A 21,382-nucleotide genomic window follows, 5' to 3' on the forward strand; every position below is an offset into this window, starting at 1 on the left:
GTGCCCGGCGTCACCATCCGCACGGTGGCGCCGGGTGGGCCCACGTAGGGTGCGGGAAGGACCGGCGCCGACGAACGACAGGAGCGTGATGGACGCCGTAGCCACGGCCCCCGACCAGGCGAAAGCCGAGCCGGCGCGGTTCGCCGGGCTGCCGGTGGCCCTGCTCGCCGCGGGCGTCGCGGCCGCTTTGCTGCTCACCGCCGGCCGCTACGGCTACTTCGGCGACGAGCTGTACTTCCTCGCCGCCGGGAAGCACCTGGCGTGGGGCTACGCCGACCAGCCGCCGCTCGTCCCGTTCCTGGCGTGGGCGATGAACACCCTCGCCCCGGGCTCGCTGGTCGTCTTCCGGCTGCCGGCGATCGCCGCGACCGCCGCCGGAGTGGTCGTCACCGCGCTGATCGCCCGGGAGCTGGGCGGGCAGCGCAAGGCGCAGGCGCGCGCCGCGGCGGCGTACGCGATCTGCGGGCAGTTCGTCGGCAGCGGCCACTACCTGGCGACGTCGACGATCGACCCGCTGCTGTGGACGCTCGTGCTGTGGCTGCTGGTCCGCTGGGTCCGCACCCGGAACGACTCGCTCTTGGTCTGGCTCGGCGTCGTGACGGCGGTGGCGCTCAACGACAAGCTGCTCATCGGCGCGTTCTGGGTGGTCGCCGGGTTCGCGGTGCTCGTGTTCGGGCCGCGAGAGCTGCTTCGCCGTCCGAAGCTCTGGCTGGGCGCGCTGATCGCCGCCGCCTCGCTGGTGCCCACGCTGCTGTGGCAGCGCGCGAACGGCTGGCCGCAGCTCGGCATGGGCGACGCGGTCGGCGCCGAGGTCGACGCGGCGGGCGGCCGCGAGAGCTTCGTCCCGAACCTCCTGGCCGGCGCCGGCTGGGTGATCGGCGCGCTCGGCGTCCTCTACGGCGTCGCCGTGCTGCTCGGGAGCCCGCAGCTGCGGTCGTACCGGTTCCTCGGCTGGACGGCGCTCGGCGTCGTCGCGGTCTTCCTGGTCGCCAACGGGCGGTACTACTACGCCGCCGGGATGTTCGGGGTGCTGTGGGCCGCGGCCGCGGTGCACCTCGAAGCGCGAGAGCCATCCCGCTGGTGGAGGTGGGTGCCGACCTGGCCGGTGTTCGTGCTGTCGGCCCTGTTCAGCCTGCCCTTCACGCTGCCGGTCTGGCCCGCGCACTGGCTGGTCGACCACCCGGCCGCGCCGCGGCCCGCCTACGCGGCCGAAGAGATCGGCTGGCCGGACCTCGCCGGCGACGTCGCCGCGCTGTACCGGACCGCCCCGCCCGGCACGGCCGTCGTCACCGGCGGCTACTGGCAGGCGGGCGCGCTCGAGCGCTACGGGCCCGAGCGCGGCCTGCCCGAGGCGTACAGCCCGAGCCGCGGCTTCTGGTACTTCGGCCGGCCCGCCGACGACGTCGACACCGTGCTCTTCGTCGGCTACGACCCGTCGAAGCTCGCGAAGTACTTCGGGTCCGCGCACATCGCCGGGCAGGTCGGCAACCGGCTCGGCGTCGTCAACGCGAGCGAGCACATGCCGGTCTGGCAGCTCACCGGCCGGACCGCGAGCTGGGCGGCGATCTGGCCGCAGCTCAAGGACATGAGAGCGTGAGCCTCGAGGTCGACTGGACCCGGCCGATGTGGCCGCCGGAGTCGGCGCGGACCCCGAGTGACTGGCAGCCGTGGCTGTACCGGGCCGAGCGCATCCTGCCCGGCGTGCTGCTGGCCGTCGCGACCGTGGTCAGCCTCGGCGTCGGCGGGCACGACGGCCGCTGGTGGGTGATCACCGGCATCCTGGTCGCCGCCACCGCGCTCTGGGTGCTCGGCACGGTGGTCCTCGCGCCGCCGCGGCTGCGCGAACGGCCGGCGTTCGCCCTGCTCGCGTTCCTCGGCATCGTCGGGCTGGGCAGCGTCCTCGAAGTCCGGGACATCACGTTCCTGATCTTCATGATCTTCGCGTTCCTGGCCGCCATGCGGCTGCGGCCCACCTGGCTCGCGTTCGCCGCGCTGGCCGTGACGTCGCTGCTGATCAACACCCTCGGCAACGGCGGGCCCGTGCACGCGCTGCGGGAACGGCCGGCCGTCTGGATCACGATCATCGTCGTGCAGACCGCGGCCATCGGGGGCGGCGGGCTGCTCTCGACGGCCGTCGCCCGGCAGAACGAAGAACGCCGGCGCATGCTCGACGACCTCGCGGCGGCGCACGCGGAAAACGAGGGCCTGCAACGGCAGTTGCTCAGCCAGGCCCGCGAAGCGGGGATGCTCGACGAGCGGCAACGACTGGCCCAGGAGATCCACGACACGCTCGCGCAGGGCTTCACCGGCATCATCACCCAGCTCGAGGCCGCCGCGCTGGCCAAGGACGAGCCCGCCGAGTGGGAGCGGCACCTGGACTCCGCGACCGCGCTCGCGCGGGAAAACCTCACCGCCGCCCGGCGTTCGGTGCGCGCGCTGCACCCCGAGCCCCTGGACGCCGCGACGCTGCCCGACGCGCTCGCCGACGTCGCGACGCGGTGGAGCGGGCGGACCGGCGTGCCCGCCGCGTTCACCGCCACCGGCGAACCTCGGCCGCTGCACCCCGAAATCGAGTCGACCATCCTGCGGGTCACCCAGGAAGCGCTGTCCAATGTGGACAAGCATGCTGCGGCGCGCCGGGTCGGCCTCACCCTGTCCTACATGGACGACGAGGTGACCCTGGACGTCCGGGACGACGGCGCCGGGTTCACCCCCGGCCCCGGCCCCGGCTTCGGGCTGCCCGGGATGCGCCGCCGCGTCGAGCGGCTCGCCGGTACCCTCCACGTCGAGTCCGAACCCGGCGGCGGCACCGCGATCTCGGCCGTCCTGCCCGCCGTCCCGTCCCCGCCGGAGGCTTCCGCATGACGATCACCGTGCTCATCGCCGACGACCACCCGATCGTCCGCGACGGCCTGCGCGGCATCTTCACCGGCCACGGCTTCGACGTCGTCGGCGAGGCCGTGAACGGTGCCGAAGCCGTCACGCTGGCCGAGCGGCTGCGCCCCGACGTCGTGCTGATGGACCTGCGGATGCCGGGCACCGACGGCGTCGCGGCGATCACCGAGCTGGCGAGGCTGGGCAACCCGGCGCGGGTCCTGGTGCTCACGACCTACGACACCGACTCCGACGTCCTGCCCGCCATCGAAGCCGGCGCGACCGGCTACCTGCTCAAGGACGCCCCGCGCGAAGACCTCTTCCGCGCCGTCGAGGCCGCCGCGCGCGGGGAGGCGGTGCTCTCCCCCGCGGTCGCCAGCCGGCTGCTGGGCCGGATGCGCGCGCCGGCGCGGGAGGCGTTGTCCCAGCGCGAGCTCGAGGTGCTCACGCTAGTCGCCCGCGGCTCGACGAACAAAGAAGCGGCGAAGAAGCTCTTCATCAGCGAGGCGACGGTCAAGACGCACCTGATCCACGTCTACGCGAAGCTCGGCGTGAAGGACCGCGCGGCGGCCGTCGCGGTCGCGTTCGAACGCGGGCTGCTGGGTTCCTAGGGCGCCCAGCCGGTGGTCGCCGCCCACTTCTCCGCGCGGGCGAACACGCCGTTGACGAACTCCTGCTTCTCGTCCGCGTAGGCCTCGACCGTGCCGTCCTCGGCGTGCGCGCCGGCCAGCCGCAGCTTCACGTCGCGATAGTCGTCGCGCTCGTCCGGGTTCGCGCGCAGGTAGTCGCGGAACAGCAGCGCGAGCCGCCACGCCGGCGTCTCGACCGACCGGACGTGCAGGTTCACCGGGCGCTTCGGGTCGGCGCCGACGTGCAGGCGCTTGGGCCACGTCCCGGTGCCGTCCTGAGCGTCGTCGCACCAGTCGCCCTCCAGCCGCGGGAACCCGGCGTCGGACAGCAGCTCGCGCAGGGTGTCGGCGTCGTCCAGGGTGGCCACCGTGAGCTGGAGGTCGACGACGTCCTTGGCGGGCAGGCCCGGGACGGCGGTGGAGCCGATGTGGTCGGCGCGGCGGGCCAGTTCCCCCGCCGCGGCGCGAACGCGGGCGAGCACCCGCTCGGCCTGCGCCGGCCAGGTGAGGTCGTATTCGGCGATCTTCGGGGACACCGGCGGCCGCGGCTTCCGCAGCCGGACGTTCGCCTCGAACGGCACGAGCCGGTCGGCCCACAGCGCGTCGACGTCGGCGAGCACGGCGTCTTCGGCGCCGCCGTTGTCCAGCCAGACGTCCGCGACGGCGCGGCGCTGCTCGTCGCTCGCCTGCGCCCGGATCCGCGCCCGCGCGTCCTCCTCGGCCATGCCCCGCGCCGTCACCAGCCGCCGGACCCGCACCTCGACCGGCGCGTCGACCACGACGACCAGGTGGTACACGGTCGCGAGGCCGTTCTCGACCAGCAGCGGGATGTCGTGGACGATGACGGCGTCCGGCGCGGCGGCGGCCATCAGCTCGCCGGTGCGGGCGCCGACCAGCGGGTGCACGATCGCGTTCAGCCGGCGGCGCGACTCGTCGTCGGCGAACGCCTTCGCGGCGAGCACGGGCCGGTCGAGCGAACCGTCCGCGGCCAGGATCTCCTCGCCGAACTCCTCGACGAGCCGGGCGAGCCCCTCGGTGCCGGGCTCGACCACCTCGCGGGCGATCCGGTCGGAGTCGATCAGTACGGCGCCGTGCTCGGCGAGCCGGTTCGCCACGGTCGACTTGCCGGCCCCGATCCCACCCGTCAACCCCACACGCAACATGCCGATCACCCTAGTCAGGCCGCCCGGGCCGCCGGGTGCTGCGCCCGATCGTGTGACACGTCCGCTCATCCCGTAACGCGGGTAATCGTTTTCCGATGCGACCGGCAGCGGGTCATCGGCCCGCCTGGTCAAGGGGAGGGACCATGAGGATGACGAAGCTCGGCAGAGCGGCGATCGTGGTGCTGGGGGCGGGCGGGCTCACCATGGGGGCACCCGGCGTCACGACGGCGACACCGGCGGAGCCTGCCGCTCGCTGCCTGTCCGGCGTCTACCGGGTCCAGGTCCAGCCGCTCCGGTCGCTGTACACGGTGAAGAGCGCGTGGATCCCGTTCACCGTGACGTGCCCGAAGGGCCAGGTCACGACCCCGCCCGCGTGACGGCGTAGCGAGTGCATACGAACGGGTGACCCGCAAGGCGATAGTGACGCGTGACTCAACCGATATCCGGACACGCCGCGTTCCTTCCTCACCTTCACCGCCCCGGCTGCGTACCGTGCGCGCGACAGGGTCGCCCACACGGAGGAACGATGGCGGACAGCAAGCACGTCGGGAGGCACCGGCTCGGCACGCCGGGGCTGGTGCACTGCGTTCTTCACCGCACCGTGGCCGACGCGCTGGCGGACTACCGCCGGACCTGGCTCAGCGCCCTGCTCGTGCCGGCCAAGCACAGCTTCGCGGGACTCCGCCGCAAGGCCCGCGCGGCGGCGCTCGAGCGCATCTGGGTGCCGGCGGTGGGCACCGCGACGGTGCGGCCGGTGACCGCCCAGGCCGCCTGACGGCGAGGGCTCGGCGCGGGCCGAGCCCGGCCCGCGCCGCCCGGAGATCCGGTTACCTCAGCGGCCGGTCTCCCGCGTCTCGATCGCGATCTCCGAGGACAGCGTCCGGTGGACCGGGCACTTGTCGGCCATCAGCATGAGCTTCGCGCGCTGGTCGTCGTCCAGCTCGCCTTCCAGCTCGATTTCGCGCGTGATCCGGCTCAGCATGCCGCGCTCGGTCTCGCACCTGGCGCAGTCCTCGGCGTGGATGCGATCGTGCCGGAGCCGGATCGTCGCCCGGGTCAGCGGGATGCCCTTGCGGTTGGCGTACATCCGCAGCGTGATCGCCGTGCACGAACCCAGCGAAGCGAGCAGCAGCTCGTACGGGTTCGGGCCGGCGTCGGCGCCCCCGACCTCGACCGGTTCGTCGACGAGCAGCTCGTGGGTCGCCGTCGTGACCTGCTGCGTGTAGGTGCCGTCGCCGCTCGCGGTGACGACGACCGTGCCCGGCTCGGGGTGCTCCATCCGCGTCAGTCCTCCCAGGGTGAGTCCAAGATCGTGGTGACGAAGTCCGTCCGCTCGAAGCCTGGCACGAACCGGGCCAGGACATCGGCTTTGACGTTCCCGAACGTCGTGTCGGGCCGGTCACGGATGCCGTCGGTGAAGGCCTCGAGGATGCGCCGCTTGAAGTCCGGCCGCGGGTGCGCCGCCACGACCGCGGCCCGGGCGTCGGCGGGGAGGTCGTGGTAGCCGATGCCCAGGACGTCGTACTCGACACCGGCCGTCACCAGCGCGACCTCGGGTTCCATGTGTTCGGGGATGCCTGGGGTGGTGTGCAGCGCGATGGCCGTCCAGGCGATCCGGGCGCGCTCGGCGGCGACGCCGTGCCCGAGCAGGAAACGGCGGGCCTCGTCCGCGCCGTCGAGCTCGAAGCGCCGGTCGGTGCGGTGGCCCGCGACGAGCCCGAGGTCGTGGAACAGCGCCGCCACGTAGAGCAGCTCGGCGTCGAAGTCGAGGCCGCGGCGCCGTCCCTGGAGCGCGCCGAAGAGGTAGACGCGGGCGGAGTGGTCGTAGAGGAGCGGGCCCGCGGTGTCGCGGACGTATGCGGTGGCTTCGCGGGCGAGCGCGGTGTCAGGGACGTCGATGGTCATGCCGACGACGATGCCCGCCCGCGCGGTGCTCGGACATGCGTCCAGCGGACGGGAACCCCGCACATCCGGACATCCGGCGCATTCCCAAGACGCGCCGGATATCGTATCTTCTGCTGCGGGTGGTTCACCCGGACGTGTTGTGCGCGAAGGGGGTGCGCCGTGGCCACCAGGCACCTGTCGATGCGCCCCGCCGAGCAGGGCAACCGCGAGCGCTTCCTGGACGCGGCGCTGGCGGTGCTGTTCGACCGCGGTGTCACCGGGCTGACGGTCCGCGGCGTGGCCGAGGAGGCCGGCGCGTCGACGATCTCGGTGTACGCCCGCTTCGGCGGCCGCGAGGGCCTGCTCGACGCGCTGTACGAGCGCACGTTCGAGTCGCTGCGGCAGGTGCTGGAGGATCTGCCGCCGGCGAGCCCGGACGGCGTCGCGGACCTGCTGCACCTGGCGCTCGAGTACCGGCTGTTCGCCCGCGAGAGCCCGGTCCGCTACGCGCTGATGTTCGAGCGCCCGGTGCCGAGGTTCGACCCCGACCCGGCGCTGCGGTCGACGGTCCTGCGGACGACGTTCACCCTGTTCATCGCCCGGGTCCAGCGGGTGTGCCCGCCGGAGGCGGACGCCCGCGAGGCGGCGTACCAGCTGTGGACGGCGATGCACGGCCTGGTCGGCGCGGAGCTGATGCTGGCTTCGCGGACGCCGCTGCCGGACTGGTTCATCCCGCCGACCGAAGAGGCGAACGAAGGGATGTACCGCCGAGGAGTCAGCGCGATGATGACCGGCCTGGGCCTGCGCAACCCCTGAGCCAGGCGGAGGCACCGCAGGCCGGCGACGCACCCGATGTGGCGTTCGGCGCGTCCCAACGCCGCGCTCGCTGCCGCCCGCGCACCCCAATGCGGGACTCGCCGCCGCTCGCGCACCCCAACGCGGGGCTCGCCGCCCGTGCACCCAATGTGGCGTTGGGTGCGTCCCACGCACCCAATGTGGCGTTCGGTGCGTCCCACGCACCCAACGCCACATTGGGGCGCTCGGGCCGGTACCTACTCCGGCGCCCGCGAACCGAGCCGGGCCGGGGCGGGGCGGGGCGGGCGGTGCGGGCCTGGCCGAACCGAGCCGGGCCGGGCCGGGGCCGGGCCGGGTCGGGTCGGGCGGGGCGTCAACGCAGCGAACCCCCGGTCCGCTGGGGACCGGGGGTTCGCAGTCAGCTCAGAGCGCTAGTGCTCACGCGCCGCCGGAGAGCTTCTCGCGGAGCGCCGCGAGCTGCTCGTCGGAGGCGAGGGTGCCGCCGGTGCTCTTCGTGTCGGCCGGGGCCGAGCCCGAGGTGTAGCTCTGCTCGCCACCCTCGATGCCGGTCGCCGCGTCCGCCGCGGCTTCCGCGTCGGCCTCGACGGCCTTCTGGACCTGCTTCATGTGGGCCTCGTAACGAGTGTGCGCCTCGGCGTACTGGCGCTCCCACTCCTCACGCTGCTTGTCGAAGCCTTCCTGCCACTCCTGGGTGTCCGGGTCGAAGCCCTCGGGGTAGATGTAGTTCCCCTCGGTGTCGTACTCGGCGGCCATGCCGTACTGGGCCGGGTCGAACTCGGTGTCCGGCGTGACACCCTCGTTCGCCTGCTTCAGCGACAGCGAGATGCGACGGCGCTCGAGGTCGATGTCGATGACCTTGACCATGACGTCACCGTTGACCTGGACGACCTGCTCCGGGATCTCGACGTGGCGCTCGGCCAGCTCCGAGATGTGGACCAGACCCTCGATGCCCTCTTCGACGCGCACGAACGCACCGAACGGAACCAGCTTCGTGACCTTGCCCGGCACGATCTGGCCGATCGCGTGGGTGCGGGCGAACTGGCGCCACGGGTCTTCCTGGGTCGCCTTCAGCGACAGCGAGACGCGCTCGCGGTCCATGTCGACGTCCAGGACCTCGACCGTGACCTCCTGGCCGACCTCGACGACCTCGGACGGGTGGTCGATGTGCTTCCAGGACAGCTCGGAAACGTGCACCAGGCCGTCGACGCCACCCAGGTCCACGAAGGCACCGAAGTTGACGATGGACGACACGACGCCCTTGCGGACCTGACCCTTGGCGAGCGCGTTGAGGAACTCGCTGCGCACCTCGGACTGGGTCTGCTCCAGGTAGGCACGGCGGGACAGGACCACGTTGTTGCGGTTCTTGTCCAGCTCGATGATCTTCGCCTCGAGCTCGCGGCCGACGTACGGCTGCAGGTCGCGGACGCGGCGCATCTCGACCAGGGACGCGGGGAGGAAGCCGCGCAGGCCGATGTCCAGGATGAGGCCGCCCTTGACGACCTCGATGACGGTGCCCTTGACGGGCTCGTCCTTCTCCTTGAGCTCCTCGATCGTGCCCCAGGCGCGCTCGTACTGCGCGCGCTTCTTGGACAGGATCAGACGGCCTTCCTTGTCCTCCTTCTGGAGAACGAGGGCTTCGACCTCATCGCCGACGGTGACAACCTCAGCCGGGTCGACATCGTGCTTGATGGACAGCTCACGCGAGGGGATGACACCCTCGGTCTTGTAGCCGATGTCGAGCAGGACCTCGTCGCGGTCGACCTTGACGATCGTGCCTTCGACGATGTCACCATCGTTGAAGTACTTGATCGTCTTGTCGATAGCCGCGAGGAAATCTTCCTCCGACCCGATGTCGTTGATGGCGACCTGCGGGGCCCCGGTGGGGGCGGTCGGGGCGGTGGCGGTGTCGGTGGTCATTAGGCGGGTTGCTCCGGTGGATGGGATCGAGGGTTGGCAGTTGTCGGCGCGATGGGCACTACGAGATGCGACGACCCTGCGAGCAAACGTCCACCAGTGAACGACCGCGGCATGACCCGCATAACGGTGCGCGACCCGAGCCCGACCAAGAAAGCTGAGCGGAAGGCAGCGCGAACCCACTGCGCTAACACTTATCCTACGCGGCGGCCGCTAGGCGGCACAATCAGGGTCCCCCTCGGTCGCTAAGGTCCTCGCGGAAGCAAACCGCACGCACCAGGACGCAGGGACCGGAGACCACCATCATGCCACCGGAGGAGCCGCCCGCGCCGGGGCGCCACGACGCGGCCGAGCACCGGCTGGGCACCGCGGCCGTCGCCTACCGCGAGGTCGGGGGCCCCGAAGCCGCCGCCGCGAACCTCGCGTGGTGGGACGCCGACGCCGACGACTACCAGGCCGAACACGGCGGGTTCCTCGGTGACGCCGACTTCGTCTGGTGCCCGGAGGGCGTGCGGGAGGCGGACGCGCGGCTGCTCGGCGACGTCCGCGGCAAGCGCGTGCTGGAGATCGGCTGCGGGCAGGCCGCGTGCTCGCGCTGGCTGGCGGCGCAGGGCGCCCGCGCCGTGGCGACCGACCTGTCGGCGGGCATGCTGCGCCACGCGCGCGAAGGCAACGAGCGCACCGGCGCCGACGTCCCGCTGGTGCAGGCGAACGCCGAGTACCTGCCGCTGGCGTCGGGGAGCTTCGACGCGGCCTGCTCGGCCTTCGGCGCGATCCCGTTCGTGGCCTCGGTGGACGCCGTCTTCGCCGAGGTGCACCGGGTGCTGCGACCGGGCGCGCCGTGGGTGTTCTCGGTGACTCACCCGATGCGGTGGATCTTCCCGGACGACCCCGGCCCGCAGGGGCTCACCGTCACCCAGCCGTACTTCGACCGCACGCCGTACGTGGAGGTCGACGACGAGGGCACCGCGACCTACGTCGAGTACCACCACACCCTCGGCGACTACGTGCGCGCGCTGGCCGCGGCCGGGTTCACCCTCACCGACCTGGTCGAGCCCGAATGGCCGGAGGGGCACACGCGGGTCTGGGGCCAGTGGAGCCCGCTGCGGGGCCGGCTCTTCCCGGGCACCGCGATCTTCCGCACGCGCCGCTCGTGAACCCCCTGGAAAGGGAGCAGAACGCCCGGTTCGCCACGCTCGACCCCCTGCTGCCGCCGATCGCCGCCCCGCCCGCGGCGAGCGAGCCGCTGGTGGTGACCACCGGCGGGCGCCGGGCGGGCGGCCTGCTGACGCACGTCGTGCACGCGCCGGGGGCGTGGCCCGCGCTGTGGGGCCCGCTGGAGATCTGGGACCTGACCGCGGTGCCGGGCGACAGCGGCGCGGCGGGCCTGACCGCGCTGCTGGCGGCCTGGCGCGACCGGATGCGCGGGACGCGCCCCGATCCGGACTCGGGCTGCTCACTGGCCTGGCCGAGCCGCGACGCCGAGGCGTCGGCGGTCCTGCTGGCCCACGGCTTCGCGCCGATGACGTGCCTGGCGGTGCGGACCCCCGCGCCGCCCGCGGACGAGGGACCGTCCCGGGTGACCGTCCGCCTCGCCGGCGAGGGCGACGTCGAGGCGCTCACCGACCTGCGCGTGGCGGAATGGCGCTACACGTCGCTGGTGGGCACCGCGGTGCCGCGGGCCGGTGCGCGGGCGCTGCTGCGCGCGGAGGTCGTCCGGGCGCTGCGCTTCAGCGGCCTGGTCTGGCTCGCGGAGGACGACGGCGTCCCGGTGGGCATGGCCGCGTGCGTCCCGACCTCGCCCGCGCCGGGCGACGGCATCCACGGCCGGCTGCAGCCGGGCCGCTGGGGGTACGTCGACACGCTGTCGGTCGCGCCCGGCGCGCGCGGCGGCGGCGTGGGCCGGGCGCTGATGGCGGTGGCCCATCGCGAGCTGCTGCGGCCGGGGGTGCGCGGTACGTTCCTCTTCTACCACCCGGCGAACCCGCTCTCGCCGGTGTTCTGGCACCGGCAGGGCTATCGTCCACTGTGGACCATGTGGATCCGGCGACCCGCCTGGTCCTGACCGACGCACCAGGGGGGTCCATGGAGATCGCCGAGCCGCTGCTCGCCGCCCACCGCGCGCGCTTCGCGGCGGTCGACGCGCTGCTGCCGCCCGCCGCACCCCCGGCCGAGGGCCGGCGGCTCGACGCCGCGACCGCGGACGGCACCCGGGTCGCCGGGGTGGTGCAGCGGCAGCGCGCGGCGCCGGGCGACGTCACGACGCTGTGGGTGGCCGCCGACGTCTGGCAGCTCTTCCCGTACTTCGGCGCCACCGGCACCGAAGGCGTGGATCTCCTGCTTCGCGCGCTCAAGGGCCTGCTGGAGACGGAGGAGATCGGCGACGACTCGTCGTGCGTCGTTCTCTGGCCCAGCCGGGACGCCGAGGCGATCCGCGCCTTCCTCGACCACGGTCTCGTCCCGCTCTCCGCCGTCGGCGTGCGCACGGCACCCCCGGTCGAGGCGGACCCGGCGGTCGCCGTCCGCCGCGCGGGGCCCGGCGACTTCGCCACGGCGCTGGAGCTGGCCACCGCGACGTTCGACTACACCGGCCTCGTGGCCGCGGCCCGCCGGGCGGACACGGCCGAGCTGCTCGCCCCCGCGCTGCGGGCGGCACTGGCCGAGGACGAGCCGGCCGTCTGGCTGGCGGAGGACGGCGGCGAGGTCCGCGCCCTCGCCCACTGCGCGTGGATCGACGCGACCCCGGGGAGCGCGGCGGCCGAGCTGCTGCCGCCGGGACGCTGGGGGTACGTGAACAACGTGGTGACGGCGCCCGGTGAGCGCGGCAGCGGCTTCGGCCGGGCGCTGATGGCCCACGTGCACCGGGAGCTGCACCGGGGCGGCGCGACCCGCACCTACCTCTACTACAACCCGACCAACCCGCTGGCCTCGGTGTTCTGGCACCGGCAGGGCTACCGTCCACTGTGGACCAGCTGGGAGGTGCGGCCGGCGTCGGCGCTGCGGTGAGCTCGAGCAGCCCGGTACGTCACCCGCAAGTGTGACGTGCGTCCGGTGATCTTGCCGCACCCCCTCCGCGAGGACTAGCTTTTGAACTGACCGGTCAGTTCAAAAGTTCCCGACGCTGGAGTAACCGTGCAGGTCCGAGCCGATCGGGTGTCCCTCGAAGGACACCACGGCCCCTTGTTACCGCCCACCTCGCTGACCGTCGGCGAGGGCGACCTGGCGATCGTGCACGGCGAGCCCGGCGTCGGCGTCACCGCGTTCGGCCTGGCGCTGGCCGGGCGGCTGAAGCCGACCACCGGCACGGTGCACGCCGAAGGAACCGACGCCGGGCTGCCCGAGCTCGTCGCGGTCGTCGACGCCCCCGGCGTCAGCGAGCCCGACCACGCCCTCGCGCTGCGCGTGGTCGTCGGCGAGGAGCTGGCGCTCGCCCACCGGCCGGCCGGCAAGGAAGACGTCGCCCGCTGGCTCGCCGAGCACGACGCCGCGCCGTTCGCGGGCACGCGGTTCGAGAACCTCGCCCCGGCCCTGCGCACGCGGTTGCTGACCGAGCTGGCCGCCGGGCGCAAGGGCGTCCGGCTGCTCGTCCTCGACACCCCCGACCGGCACACCAGCGACGTCGAAAGCTGGGCCGGCCTGGCGCGCGAGCAGGCCGAGCGCGGGCTCGCCGTCGTGGTGCTGACCGCGACGACGCCGCTGTCCGCGCTCCCCTTCCCGCCCGCGCTCCTCGGCTCGGCCGAGCAGCCCGAGCCGCAGCACCACTCCCCCGAACCCGCCCCCACCGAAGAGCTCCCCGAGAGCACCGACGGAGTCTCCGCATGAACGCCTTCCGGATCGCGCGCAACGAACTGCGCCGCCTCTCGACCGGCACGATGCCCAAGCTCGCGCTGGTCGCGCTCGTGCTGGTGCCGCTGCTCTACGCGTCCTTCTACCTCTACGCGAACTACGACCCGTACGGCCGGCTCGACAAGCTGCCCGCCGCGGTCTTCACCAGCGACACCGGCGCGAAGGACTCCGCCGGCCAGCAGCGCAACGTCGGCCGCGAGGTGACCGACGAGCTGGTCAAGTCCGGCACCTTCCAGTGGCACGAGGTGTCCGAGCAGGAGGCCCGCGACGGCGTCCGCGACGACAAGTACTCCTTCGCGATCGGCATCCCCAGCGGCTTCTCCGCCGCACTGCTCGGGGTGGGCACCTTCCAGCCGCAGCAGGCGACGATCACGCTGACCACCAACGACGCCAACAACTATCTCTCCGGCACCATCGCCAAGCAGGTGGCCGAGCAGGTGCGCAAGACGATCGCCGAGAAGGTCGGCAGCGAGGCCGCGGACCGGTTCCTGGTCGGCTTCTCCACGATCTACGCCAAGATCCAGGAGGCCTCGACCGGCGCGTCCCAGCTCGCGGACGGCGCCAACCAGCTGAAGTCGGGGCAGCAGCAGCTGGCCGACGGCGCCGCGAAGCTCGCGGACGGCTCGTCGACGCTGGCGACCGGCCTGGGCACGCTCAAGAGCAGCACCGCGGACCTGCCTTCGCAGACGCAGAAGCTGGCCGACGGCGCCTCACAGGTCGCGGCCGGGGACCAGAAGGTCGCCGACGCGGCGTCGCTGGCCGCCACGGCGTCGTCCGGCATCCAGGGCAAGCTCGACTCCTACCGCACCCAGCTCGTGACGGACCTGCGCGACGCCGGGGTGCCGGAGGCCCAGGTCCAGGCGATCGTCGCCAAGGCCGACCAGCTCCGCGCCCCCGTCGACCAGGCGAACGGCAAGATCCAGCAGGCCAACGGCGACCTCGCGAAGCTGGCCGACGGCGCCCGGCAGGTCTCCGACGGCGCGGCCAAGCTCGCCGCCGCGTCCCCGCAGCTGACGAACGGCATCGCGCAGGCGTCCGACGGGGCGAACCAGCTGCGCGACGGCGCCGCCCAGCTCAACGACGGCGAAAAGACCGCCGTCACCGGCACGAACCAGCTGGCCGACGGCGCGGTGAAGCTGCGTGACGGGCTTTCCGCCGGGCTCAAGGAGATCCCGAACCCGGACGACCCGACCCGCTCGGCGACGGCCAACACCATCGCCGACCCGGTGGCGGTGAACGCCAACGGCGAGGCGTCGGCGGGGACGTACGGCGCCGGACTCGCGCCGTTCTTCATCTCGCTGGCCACCTGGATCGGCGCGTTCGTGCTCTTCCTGCTGCTGCGCCCGCTCTCGACGCGCGCGCTGACCGCGGGTGCGTCGCCGTTCCGGGTCGCGGTCGGCGGCTGGCTGTCGTCGGCGCTGCTCGGCGCCGCGCAGGTGATCGTCCTCTTCGGGGCGGTGACCTGGCTGGTGGGCATCCACATCGCGCACCCGCTGGGCGCGATAGGGTTCGCCGTGCTCGTGTCCCTGACGTTCACCTCGGTGGTGCACGCGCTGAACGCGTTCTTCGGCGCCGTCGGCAAGTTCCTCGGCCTCGTGCTGCTGGTGCTGCAGCTGGTCAGCGCCGGCGGGACGTTCCCGTGGCAGACCATCCCGGACGCGCTGTACCCGCTGCACGTCGTGCTGCCGATGGGCTACGCGATCGACGGCTTCCGCCACCTCTTCTACAGCGGGGCGACGGTGCAGATCCTCGGCGACATCGGGGTGCTGCTCGCCTACCTCGTCGGCGGGATCCTGGTGTCCACCCTGGCCGCGCGCAAACGTCGCGTTTGGACGGTGTCCGCGCTCAAGCCCGAGCTGAGCCTGTGAGCGGCGGGACGAAGCAGAAGCTCTTCGAGGCCACCCTGCGGCTCTCGAAGAGCCGGGGCCTGGTCGGGCTGACGGTCGACGACATCGCGGCCGAAGCCGGCGTCGCGAAGGGCACGGTCTACTACAACTTCGGCTCGAAGGACGGCCTGGTCGACGGGCTCCTGCGGTACGGGGTGGACATGCTCGCCGGCCGGCTGCGGGACGCGGTGTCCGACGCCGACCCGCTGGACGTGATCGAGGCACAGGTCGACGCCACGCTGGAGTTCATCGCGAGCTACCCCGGCTTCTCGCAGATCCTGGTGAGCGAGCTGTGGCGGACGCCGGGCCAGTGGCACGGCACGCTTTCCCTGCTGCGCGAAGAGATCATCTCGATCGTGAAGCACCAGCTCTCGCGGCTGGAGGAGGCCGGGCGGCTGCCGGACGGGGTGGAGATCCCGACGGCGGCGGCCGGGCTGTTCGGCACGATGCTGGTGGTGGCGCTGGACTGGCAGGTGTTCGGGCCGCAGCGAACGCGGGCCGAGGTGCGGGAAGCGGTGATGGTGCTGATCCGGGGTCTCGGCCGCCGCTAGCCCCGAGTCGCCGAGCGCCCCAAGGTGGCCTTCGGTGCGTTCAACGCACCGAAGGCCGCCTTGGGTGCGTTGAACGCAACCAAGGCCACATTGGGGTGTTGGGAACCCGGGTCAGACCCGGTCTTCGATGCGGGCCCGGACCGCGGCCGCGTACGTGTCGACCGCCGTGGCCGCCGCCGTCAGCTCGCAGGGGCCGTCGATCAGCAGTCTCTTCGCCGGCCCGTAGGCCTGCTCCAGCTCCGGATCGCCCGCCAGGCCGTGCTCGCCCGCGAGCTCGTTGTCGGCGGCCAGGCGCGCCCGCAGCTCCTCGCGGCGGGCGACCAGCCCGTCGAGCACCGCGCGCTGGCGGCGGCCGTCCTCGACCGCCGGGGCGACCGCGTGCTCGTGACCGCCGATGTGCTTCTCGACCCACTCCGCGTCACCGTCGACCTCGGCCGACCGCAGCTGCTTCAGCGCGCCGCGCAGCCGCTGGGCCCGGGCCGGCAGCATCGCGACGCCGGTGAACCGGGTCGCCACGCGCAGCTGGTACGCCTCGATCTCGGCGAGCTCCTCCACGGCCTGGGTCAGGACGTCGAGCCGGCCCGCGAGGTCGTCCGGCGCGGGGCGGGTCCCGAGGGTGCTCGCCCGCACCGCCGCGACGCCGGGCGAGGACTCCTCGCGGAACCCGAGCAGCAGGCGGATGCCGAGCTCGGCCGCGCGGCCGGCGAGCGGGGCCAGCACCTCACCGACGAGCCGGTCGGGTTCGGCGGAGTCGTCGATCGCGTCGACGACGAGCGTGCGCCCCGCGACCCCGGTCGTGAGCCGGTCTTCGATGCGGTGGCGGATGGCGTCGGCCGTGCGGCCGGTGGCGTCGACGGCGAGGTCGACGCTGCCCGTCGGCGGCATGTCGCCGAGCGCGGGCGGCAGGCCGGGCACGCCGAGGGAGCGTTCGCGGTCGGCGAGGACGATCCCGAACCGCAGGGCCGCGGCAACGGGCGAACCGGCCTCGCCGGTGTCGACGACCCAGACGGTGCCGGGCTCGGCCTTGGCGAACCAGTCGGCGACGCGCTGCACGAAGGAGACGTCGACGGCTTCGCCGACGGGCCGCGAAAAGCTGGCGTCGACCGCCGGGCTGCCCGAGGTCCAGATGCTCAGCTGGGGCAGGTGCCCGAGCATGGTCTCGACCGGGATCATCCAGGTGCCGGAGTCCTTGCCGACGACCACGCCGACGACGTGGCCGGTCGCCTCGTCGAGCACCGCCGTGCCGCCGAAGCCGGGGCCGAGCGGTTCGGCTTCGGCGGTGCGGAACAGCCGGACCCATTCGCCGCCCGGGCCGCCGGGCTGTTCGGGGCCGCCGAGCCGCGCGTGCGTCCAGCGGCCGACCGAACCCGGCGGGAAGCCGAAGGCACGGACGAGCTGGTGCTCGCCGAGCGGCATGCGGTGCAGCGGCGCGCGGAAGACGCGGGATTCGGGCCGGTCGAGCCGCAGCACGGCGAGATCGCCACGACCACCACCGTCGGAGGGCACCCAGCAGCCTTCGACGACGGCCGCCGTGCCGGGCATCGCCTCGGCCAGCCCGACGAAGTCGACGCTCAGCGCGGAGCGTGGCCCCCCGGCGGTCTCGACGACGTGCGCGCTCGTGAGGACGTGGTATTCGTCCAGCACCGTGCCCGCACCGCACACCCGGCCGAGTTCGTCGTGCAGCCGGACCCGCCAGCGTCGTCGCTCACGCTCGAACCCCATTCGGCGGACCCTACGCCGTGATCGCCGTACGTCCGGCGCCGACCTCCCTACCCAGCGGTAATGGCTCACCCGAACGGAGTCCGCCGTTCGTCGCAATGCCAACGGTTTTCGTGCGCGGATGAGTGTGCGGGCCCCTCGGGAGACCGCTCAGCGGGACCGGGGGCCCGTCCGGCGGTCTGCCCGAAAGATCACCCGGCACTGCACCACCTGACCGTCAGACCCGGCCGAAAACCGCGCTGCCCGGGGCCGCGGGGTCGTCGCCCGCCCAGAACTCGTACCAGTGGCCGGTGAACTCGTCGTGGGACAGGCGGCCGTCGCCGTCGGTGTCCAGCAGGGCGAACACCTCGGCCGCCGGGGTGCCGACGCCGCTCCACGCCTCGATCATCCGGCGGTACTCCGCCGCCGAGATCGTGCCGTCGCCGTTTTCGTCCACCGCTTCGAACATCGCCGCCGCGGTGCCGGTGACCGCGCCCGGCATCTTCGGGAGCTCGTCGACGACGGCGAGGACCTCGTCGAGGGTGACCTTGCCGTCACGGTCGCGGTCGGACGCGTCGCGCAGCGTCGCCCACCAGCCCATCATGATGGCGGCGAGCTTCTCCCCCTCGGGGGTGCTGCCGTCGGTGCCGCGGAGGTCGAGCCATCGCGCCGTGAGCGCCCGGAAGTCGGACTCGGTCAGGTAGCCGTCGTCGTCGGCGTCCATGGCGCCGAAGACGCCGGAGATCTTGCGCCGCTGGAAGTCACTGGCCATGGACGACAGCGTGGTCCCGATGACCGGCACCCGACGACGTCCGCCCGAGTACACCCGCGCCACGACCCGGTGATCCGGGTCGCGACGCAGAGTGAACCGGGGTCAGTGCGCGGCTTCGTTCCAGGACCGGCCGTAGCCGACCGAGACCTCCAGCGGCACGGCCAGCTCGTAGGCCGACCCCATGCCGTCGCGGACGAGCTTCTCCAGCTCGTCGCGCTCGCCTTCGGCGACCTCGAGCACCAGTTCGTCGTGCACCTGCAGCAGCATCCGGCTCTTCAGCTTCGCCTCGACCAGCGCACGGTGGACGTTGAGCATCGCGACCTTGATGATGTCGGCCGCGCTGCCCTGGATCGGGGCGTTCAGCGCCATCCGCTCGGCCATCTCGCGGCGCTGGCGGTTGTCGCTGTTGAGGTCGGGCAGGTAGCGGCGGCGGCCGAAGAGCGTCTCGGTGTACCCGTTCTTCGCCGCGATGCCGACCACGGAGTGGAGGTAGTCGCGCACGCCGCCGAAGCGGTCGAAGTACGCCTCCATCTGGGACTTGGCGTCCTCGGTGGAAATCCGCAGCTGCTGCGAAAGCCCGTACGCCGACAGCCCGTACGCGAGGCCGTACGACATCGCCTTGACGCGGTAGCGCAGCTCCGGCGTGATCTCCTCCGGCGGCAGCGAGAACGCCCGTGACGCCACGAAGGTGTGCAGGTCCTCGCCGCTGTTGAACGCCTCGATGAGGCCCTCGTCCTGGGAGAGGTGCGCCATGATCCGCATCTCGATCTGGCTGTAGTCCGCGGTCATCAGCTCGGTGTAGCCCTCGCCGACGACGAACGCGTCGCGGATGCGGCGGCCCTCTTCGGTGCGGACCGGGATGTTCTGCAGGTTCGGCTCGGTCGAGGACAGCCGCCCGGTGGCCGCGATCGTCTGCAGCAGCGTCGTGTGGATGCGCCCGTCGTCGGCGACGGACTTGATCAGGCCCTCGACGGTCGTGCGCAGCTTCGTCGCGTCCCGGTGCTCCAGCATGTGCTGCAGGAACGGGTGCTCGGTCTTCTCGAACAGGCCCTGCAGCGCCTCGGCGTCGGTGGTGTAGCCGGTCTTGGTGCGCTTGGTCTTCGGCATGCCGAGCTCGTCGAACAGCACGACCTGCAGCTGCTTCGGCGAGCCGAGGTTGATCTGCTTGCCGATCACCGCGTACGCCTCTTCCGCCGCCTGGGTGACGCGCGAGAGGTAGTGCGCTTCGAGCGTGGTCAGCTGCTCCAGGTCGACGGCGACGCCGGCGATCTCCAGCTCGGTGATGACCTCCAGCAGGGGCAGCTCCAGCTCGGCGAGCAGCCGCGCGCCGCCGATCTGCTCGAGTTCCTTGTCGAGCGCGCCGGCCAGCTCGAAGATCGCGCGGGCCTTGACCAGCTCCTCCTGGATCTCCTTCTGCTCCAGGCCTTCCGCGCCGCCGTCGAGCAGCGACAGCTGCCCGTCGCCGCCGTCGGTCTCCGAGCGCAGCTCGCGGTGCAGGTAGCGCAGCGCGAGGTCGTCCAGCTCGAAGGTGCGCTGCCCGGGCCGCACGAGGTACGCGGCCAGCGCGGTGTCCATGGCGAGCCCGGCCAGCGCCCAGCCGCGGGAGCGGATCGCGTGCAGCGGGACCTTGAGGTCGTGACCGGTCTTGCGGCTCTTCGGGTCGGCGAACCACGCGGCGAGCGCCGCGTCGTCGGCCTGGTCCATCGCCGTCACGTCGACGTACGCGCCTTCGCCGTCCGCCGACGCGAAAGCGACCGCGCGCAGGTCGGACCGCACCGACGTGCCCACGGTACGGAAGGCCAGCGCCACCGGCTCGCCCTCGCCCGCGTGCGCCGCGAGCCACGCCGGGAGCGCGCCCGGCGCGAGCGCGGAACCGGACACCTCGAAGCCTTCGTCGGCCTCCGGCTCGGCACTCTGCAGCGTCGCGAACAGCCTGTCCCGCAGGACGCGGAACTCCAGCTCGTCGAACAGCGCGTGCACGGCCTCGCGGTCCCACGGGCGCAGCTCCAGCGCGGACGGGCCGATCTCCAGCTCGACGTCGCGGATCAGCTCGGTGAGCTGGCGGTTGAGCTGGACCGAGCTGAGGTGCGCGCGCAGCGCCTCCCCGGCCTTGCCCTTGACCTCGTCGACGCGGTCGATCAGGTCGTCGAGCGAGCCGAACTGCTTGATCCACTTGGCGGCGGTCTTCTCGCCGACGCCGGGGATGTTCGGCAGGTTGTCCGAGGGGTCGCCGCGCAGCGCGGCGAAGTCCGGGTACTGCCGCGGGGTGAGCCCGTACTTCTCCTCGACGGCCTCCGGCGTGAACCGGGTCATCTCCGAGACGCCGCGTTTCGGGTACAGCACGGTGACCCGGTCGGTGACCAGCTGGAGCGCGTCGCGGTCGCCGGTACAGATGAGGACGTCGAAGTCTTCGGCGGCCGCCTGCGTCGTGAGCGTGGCGATGATGTCGTCGGCCTCGAAGTTCTCCTTCGTCAGCGACGGGATGCCGAGGACGTCGAGGACCTCCCGCACCAGGTCGACCTGGCCGCGGAACTCGTCCGGCGTCGTGCTGCGGTTCGCCTTGTAGTCCGCGAAGGTCTCCGAGCGGAACGTCTTGCGCGAGAGGTCGAACGCCACCGCGAGGTGGGTCGGCGCTTCGTCGCGCAGCAGGTTGATGAGCATCGAGGTGAACCCGAAGACCGCGTTCGTGACCTGCCCGGTCTTGGTCTTGAAGTTCTCCGCGGGCAGCGCGAAAAAGGCGCGGTAGGCCATCGAATGGCCGTCGATCAGCAGCAGCTTCGGCCGCGCGGCGACGCTGGTCGTTCCTGTGGCGTTGGCAACGGTCGTCTTCTCACTCGGGCTCACGGGCCCGAGTCTAGGCTGAGGGTCCGACACTCTTACGTGTCGCATAGGAACAGGAGCTTTGCGTGACCGAAAGTGCCGCCCCCATCGAAGTGGACCGGTTGTCGGGCATCGACCCGGCCGCCGCGGACCAGCAGCTGAACGACAAGGTCGGCATGAAGCTCCTGGAAGCGACCGCCGAACGCGTGATCGGCACGATCCCGGTCGAGGGCAACCTCCAGCCGTACGGCCTGCTGCACGGCGGCGCCAACGCCGTGCTCGCCGAAGCGCTGGGCTCGACGGTCGCGGCGCTGAACGCGGGCCCGGACCGCGCGGCGATGGGGCTGGAGCTGTCCTGCACGCACCACCGGGCCGTCCGCTCGGGCACCGTCACCGGCGTCGCGACGCCGCTGCACGTCGGCCGCGGCACCATCACCGCCGAGATCGTGCTGACCGACGACGAGGGCCGGCGCACCTGCACTGCCCGGCTCACCTGCGTCGTCCGGGACCGCCCGCCGGGCGCCTGAGC

20 protein-coding genes are annotated in these 21,382 nt (G+C 72.7%); 13 read left to right on the forward strand and 7 right to left on the reverse strand.

From position 1 onward, the window contains the following. Positions 1-88 precede the first annotated feature (88 nt). From QRX60_RS47460 to QRX60_RS47470, 3 genes are read left to right on the forward strand one after another with little or no spacing between them, the layout of a single operon-like run. Positions 89-1,597, forward strand: coding sequence for a glycosyltransferase family 39 protein (locus tag QRX60_RS47460; protein WP_285998027.1), 1,509 nt, complete (start codon positions 89-91; stop codon positions 1,595-1,597). Beyond that, entirely contained in the window at positions 1,594-2,865 is a 1,272-nt protein-coding gene (locus tag QRX60_RS47465) for a sensor histidine kinase (protein ID WP_285998028.1), read from the forward strand. Before QRX60_RS47460 ends, QRX60_RS47465 begins: the two co-directional genes overlap by 4 nt. Then, a complete protein-coding gene (locus QRX60_RS47470) occupies positions 2,862-3,485 on the forward strand; it encodes a response regulator (RefSeq protein WP_285998029.1) in 624 nt (207 codons plus the stop codon). Before QRX60_RS47465 ends, QRX60_RS47470 begins: the two co-directional genes overlap by 4 nt. On the opposite strand, the gene coaE is transcribed toward QRX60_RS47470, so the two are convergent. Further along, positions 3,482-4,666 carry a dephospho-CoA kinase gene (gene coaE, locus QRX60_RS47475; protein WP_285998030.1) on the reverse strand — a complete coding sequence of 395 codons (1,185 nt, stop codon included), beginning with the start codon at positions 4,664-4,666 and terminating at the stop codon, positions 3,482-3,484. The two genes, QRX60_RS47470 and coaE, sit on opposite strands and share 4 nt — an antisense overlap. A gap of 143 nt (positions 4,667-4,809) precedes the next feature. Here coaE and QRX60_RS47480 point away from each other — a divergent pair, with 143 nt between their 5' ends. After that, complete coding sequence (locus QRX60_RS47480; protein WP_285998031.1) at positions 4,810-5,043, forward strand: hypothetical protein; 234 nt, start codon at positions 4,810-4,812, stop codon at positions 5,041-5,043. A gap of 149 nt (positions 5,044-5,192) precedes the next feature. Further along, a complete protein-coding gene (locus tag QRX60_RS47485) occupies positions 5,193-5,441 on the forward strand; it encodes a hypothetical protein (protein ID WP_285998032.1) in 249 nt (82 codons plus the stop codon). 57 nt (positions 5,442-5,498) lie between these two features. On the opposite strand, the gene QRX60_RS47490 is transcribed toward QRX60_RS47485, so the two are convergent. Beyond that, entirely contained in the window at positions 5,499-5,945 is a 447-nt protein-coding gene (locus QRX60_RS47490) for an OsmC family protein (RefSeq protein WP_285998033.1), read from the reverse strand. Between the two features lie 5 nt (positions 5,946-5,950). Further along, positions 5,951-6,571 carry an HD domain-containing protein gene (locus tag QRX60_RS47495; protein ID WP_285998034.1) on the reverse strand — a complete coding sequence of 207 codons (621 nt, stop codon included), beginning with the start codon at positions 6,569-6,571 and terminating at the stop codon, positions 5,951-5,953. 180 nt (positions 6,572-6,751) lie between these two features. On the opposite strand from QRX60_RS47495, the gene QRX60_RS47500 reads away from it, so the two are divergent. Further along, entirely contained in the window at positions 6,752-7,366 is a 615-nt protein-coding gene (locus tag QRX60_RS47500; protein ID WP_286003844.1) for a TetR/AcrR family transcriptional regulator, read from the forward strand. A 417-nt stretch (positions 7,367-7,783) separates the two neighbouring features. Here the strand turns inward: QRX60_RS47500 and rpsA are convergent, their stop codons facing one another. Then, positions 7,784-9,283 carry a 30S ribosomal protein S1 gene (gene rpsA / locus QRX60_RS47505; protein WP_285998035.1) on the reverse strand — a complete coding sequence of 500 codons (1,500 nt, stop codon included), beginning with the start codon at positions 9,281-9,283 and terminating at the stop codon, positions 7,784-7,786. A gap of 302 nt (positions 9,284-9,585) precedes the next feature. Between rpsA and QRX60_RS47510 the strand changes: the two genes are divergently transcribed. The 6 genes from QRX60_RS47510 to QRX60_RS47535 all read left to right on the forward strand — a co-directional run bounded on the left by QRX60_RS47510 (position 9,586) and on the right by QRX60_RS47535 (position 15,563). Beyond that, a complete protein-coding gene (locus tag QRX60_RS47510) occupies positions 9,586-10,437 on the forward strand; it encodes a class I SAM-dependent methyltransferase (RefSeq protein ID WP_285998036.1) in 852 nt (283 codons plus the stop codon). After that, positions 10,434-11,345, forward strand: a complete 912-nt coding sequence (locus QRX60_RS47515; protein ID WP_285998037.1) for a GNAT family N-acetyltransferase — start codon at positions 10,434-10,436, stop codon at positions 11,343-11,345. Before QRX60_RS47510 ends, QRX60_RS47515 begins: the two co-directional genes overlap by 4 nt. A gap of 20 nt (positions 11,346-11,365) precedes the next feature. Beyond that, positions 11,366-12,286: a GNAT family N-acetyltransferase gene (locus QRX60_RS47520; RefSeq protein ID WP_285998038.1), complete on the forward strand. Its 921-nt coding sequence runs from the start codon at positions 11,366-11,368 to the stop codon at positions 12,284-12,286. 126 nt (positions 12,287-12,412) lie between these two features. Further along, positions 12,413-13,102: an ABC transporter ATP-binding protein gene (locus tag QRX60_RS47525; protein WP_285998039.1), complete on the forward strand. Its 690-nt coding sequence runs from the start codon at positions 12,413-12,415 to the stop codon at positions 13,100-13,102. Next, positions 13,099-14,994: a YhgE/Pip domain-containing protein gene (locus QRX60_RS47530; protein ID WP_285998040.1), complete on the forward strand. Its 1,896-nt coding sequence runs from the start codon at positions 13,099-13,101 to the stop codon at positions 14,992-14,994. The genes QRX60_RS47525 and QRX60_RS47530 overlap by 4 nt, the downstream gene beginning before the upstream one ends. Next, positions 14,991-15,563, forward strand: a complete 573-nt coding sequence (locus tag QRX60_RS47535) for a TetR/AcrR family transcriptional regulator (RefSeq protein ID WP_285998041.1) — start codon at positions 14,991-14,993, stop codon at positions 15,561-15,563. The genes QRX60_RS47530 and QRX60_RS47535 overlap by 4 nt, the downstream gene beginning before the upstream one ends. Before the next feature lie 111 nt (positions 15,564-15,674). Here the strand turns inward: QRX60_RS47535 and QRX60_RS47540 are convergent, their stop codons facing one another. From QRX60_RS47540 to polA, 3 genes are all read right to left on the reverse strand, one after another. After that, on the reverse strand, positions 15,675-17,285 hold the full coding sequence (locus QRX60_RS47540; RefSeq protein ID WP_285998042.1) for a trypsin-like peptidase domain-containing protein: 1,611 nt from the start codon (positions 17,283-17,285) through the stop codon (positions 15,675-15,677). Between the two features lie 214 nt (positions 17,286-17,499). Next, positions 17,500-18,033, reverse strand: a complete 534-nt coding sequence (locus tag QRX60_RS47545) for an EF-hand domain-containing protein (protein ID WP_285998043.1) — start codon at positions 18,031-18,033, stop codon at positions 17,500-17,502. A gap of 102 nt (positions 18,034-18,135) precedes the next feature. Next, complete coding sequence (gene polA / locus QRX60_RS47550) at positions 18,136-20,877, reverse strand: DNA polymerase I (protein ID WP_285998044.1); 2,742 nt, start codon at positions 20,875-20,877, stop codon at positions 18,136-18,138. Positions 20,878-20,939: 62 nt separating this feature from the next. On the opposite strand from polA, the gene QRX60_RS47555 reads away from it, so the two are divergent. Beyond that, on the forward strand, positions 20,940-21,380 hold the full coding sequence (locus QRX60_RS47555; protein WP_285998045.1) for a PaaI family thioesterase: 441 nt from the start codon (positions 20,940-20,942) through the stop codon (positions 21,378-21,380). The last annotated feature ends 2 nt before the right edge of the window (positions 21,381-21,382 follow it).

The sequence above is a fragment of the Amycolatopsis mongoliensis genome (assembly GCF_030285665.1).
In the GTDB taxonomy this organism is placed as follows: Bacteria; Actinomycetota; Actinomycetes; order Mycobacteriales; family Pseudonocardiaceae; genus Amycolatopsis; species Amycolatopsis mongoliensis.